This window comes from Paenibacillus sp. OT2-17, assembly GCF_009827695.1.
Taxonomy (GTDB): domain Bacteria; phylum Bacillota; class Bacilli; order Paenibacillales; family Paenibacillaceae; genus Paenibacillus; species Paenibacillus polymyxa_B.
Genome location: NZ_WUDQ01000570.1, coordinates 1 through 2,310 on the forward strand (window position 1 = coordinate 1; position 2,310 = coordinate 2,310).

Annotated in this window: 3 protein-coding genes; all 3 read left to right on the top strand. The window is 41.6% G+C overall.

The window, feature by feature from the left end:
* Nucleotides 1-531 precede the first annotated feature (531 nt).
* The 3 genes from GRP75_RS24660 (at nucleotide 532) to GRP75_RS24670 (ending at nucleotide 1,913) form a co-directional block, all read left to right on the top strand.
* Nucleotides 532-1,038: a hypothetical protein gene (locus GRP75_RS24660; protein WP_237449178.1), complete on the top strand. Its 507-nt coding sequence runs from the start codon at nucleotides 532-534 to the stop codon at nucleotides 1,036-1,038.
* 224 nt (nucleotides 1,039-1,262) lie between these two features.
* On the top strand, nucleotides 1,263-1,658 hold the full coding sequence (locus GRP75_RS24665) for a hypothetical protein (protein ID WP_160790641.1): 396 nt from the start codon (nucleotides 1,263-1,265) through the stop codon (nucleotides 1,656-1,658).
* 93 nt (nucleotides 1,659-1,751) lie between these two features.
* A complete protein-coding gene (locus tag GRP75_RS24670) occupies nucleotides 1,752-1,913 on the top strand; it encodes a hypothetical protein (RefSeq protein ID WP_160790642.1) in 162 nt (53 codons plus the stop codon).
* Nucleotides 1,914-2,310 lie beyond the last annotated feature (397 nt).

Here is a 2,310-nt window from a genome sequence, read left to right on the forward strand (position 1 = left end):
GGGTAGGACAAGCGGGCATTCTATTCCTTGTGGGGCAATGCATAAGGCAGGAGGGAGCCGAAAGGCGCTAGGCGTGCTATATATCCCTTGACCACATAAACATTACTCCATTCTTGCTAATGTGCGTCTGACGAGCGCATTCCTCATGCATGGTGATCCTAGCCGCTAAAGAGTGGATCAGGAGCGCAGCCGGGCGCGTAAGCAAGTACCGGATTCCAACAAAGCTTATATCATTACCTGTAAGCCCAGGCTGTACGAAACGTGTTCGTGCGGTCTGGCGGGGTTTCATGCAGAATGCGAGGTGCACTGCGGGGGTCAGATCCCCACGGTCCTGGTTCAAATCCGGGCTTCTGCTAACATGGAATCAAAACCCATTTTTTGTTGAATAATTACAATAAAAGACTTATAATGTAAATATAATTATTACCTGTAAAAACTTTATCGATCATGAATACTCTAATAATTTCTATACATACTAGTTGATTGATAAAGTACACAGGATAAAAAATCAAAGAAAGTAGGCTTATGAGTATGAAGAACATTAAAAAAGCTTCTGTAGTATCTGTTTTGTCTCTAGCTCTTGCAATTCCATTATCTGCTTCAGCAGCAGCTACGGATGTTGCATCAGCTGCAACTGACTCAACAGCAGTTTCCCAATCTGCAAACACATCGACCGATGTGAATACACCAAAGGCGGGAGATCATGTTATTACTCCTTATGCCACTAAATCGGTGGTTGATAGAACTCTCCGCAACACAGAACTTACAGAAAATTTCGATATACCCTCAGGTTATGGCTATGTTAAAGTATGGATACGTAATGACGGTAAGCAGCCAATTAAATTTTCGGTAAACAGAGGCTCAGAAACAGGTACACAAATGTTGTCTGGAACTGTAGAACCTGGTCGCACTTACAGTGAAATTAGCTCAAGCGCTTGGCCTGGTGCTAATAAGTATTATGTATCTCTTTCCTCGGGTAAAGCATACATGGAGGGCGAGCTTTCAGTTCGTATAGGCACTTCACGAGGAGAACTGTAATAATCACATTATAGTTATTTAAATGCAGTGAGGAGGTCGGCTATCGTGCCGACCTTTTTAGTTTCTTCAATATCAGTATTATGCACGGTTAGCTTAATGGTAGAGCACAGAAGGGCCCGATTGTAAGTTGATGTGTATGACCGATAACTTGACCGTGGTTAAATGAATAAGCAGCCCCAAACTCCACATACTTACTAAATAACATACGAAGGAGTTGTTTTATCATGGCAGATGTTTTCCCCCACACTATTCATGACTTGGAGAGAGGTAAGTACAGTATAATTACTATACCAAAAGATAAAAAAGCGGAATTCGAATATACTGTAAATGCAGACCGGCCACAAGGACTCGCCATCTATGATTTTAATCACATCAACATAAAAGAATATCTCAGTACCGATAATTTTCCAAGTAATGAGAGTATTCCACGAACTGATCATGATGCAACGTACTACCTCGCGGGTTTCTCTTTTTATCCTGCTCCGATTCCTAATGGGGAATGGATTCAGAGTAAAATGAAAATAGAAAGTTCAGACGGACATGATTTGCATATCGGATTTGATGATTATATGAATGATGGAGATTATAATGACATAGTTGTAATTGTAAAAATAAATTGATGATTTTCCACGTGGTTGATTTTAAATAAAACGAATCGTCCGAGCACCTCAAAAATATGAGGGGCTTTTGAAGACAAAAAGGAGATCTGAGTCATGAGCGAGTTCACTGGCATCATTGACGAGCACAGTGAATGGCTAATGCAACATTACAAGATCGTACCAAACATTATAAGCAGATCAGTGCAAGTTCGACTCATTGTTGATGGTAAGGAGTATGCAGGCGGTCTTGATTACGCTCGTAAAAAAGGAGAGTGAGTGACTGTGAACGAGACTGTTAGGTATTACTTGAGATGTCCACGGGCGTGGTTAGGGGCAGTCATTGGTGTCGTGATACCTGCCATCGCTTTGAGCGATCCTTTCCACAAGTCTAAAAGTCTAAGGAGTGGTGCAAGTGTCGTGAAGCAATCCTAAAGGGCGTGTGTTCATTTCCCACACCGTGCACCTAAATTAATGGATGAATGAGAGTGGCGTATATGCGCTGCTCTTTTTGTTTTCACAATATAAATAAGAAGAGGAAGTGTTTTGTAATGAGTACAGAGGCAAGCGCAGTACGTAATGGCTGATATGGGTATCTTGGTTCGGATAATATTTTTAAGGTGGTAAATACCGAGGCTGAGGCCCTTAAATATAGCCCCACTGGTAGAGTAGTTAG

Bases quoted from the DNA above. Each gene is read 5' to 3' on its own strand.
- GRP75_RS24660 (WP_237449178.1), top strand. From the start codon at position 532: ATGAAGAACATTAAAAAAGCTTCTGTAGTATCTGTTTTGTCTCTAGCT.
- GRP75_RS24670 (WP_160790642.1), top strand. From the start codon at position 1,752: ATGAGCGAGTTCACTGGCATCATTGACGAGCACAGTGAATGGCTAATG.
- GRP75_RS24665 (WP_160790641.1), top strand. From the start codon at position 1,263: ATGGCAGATGTTTTCCCCCACACTATTCATGACTTGGAGAGAGGTAAG.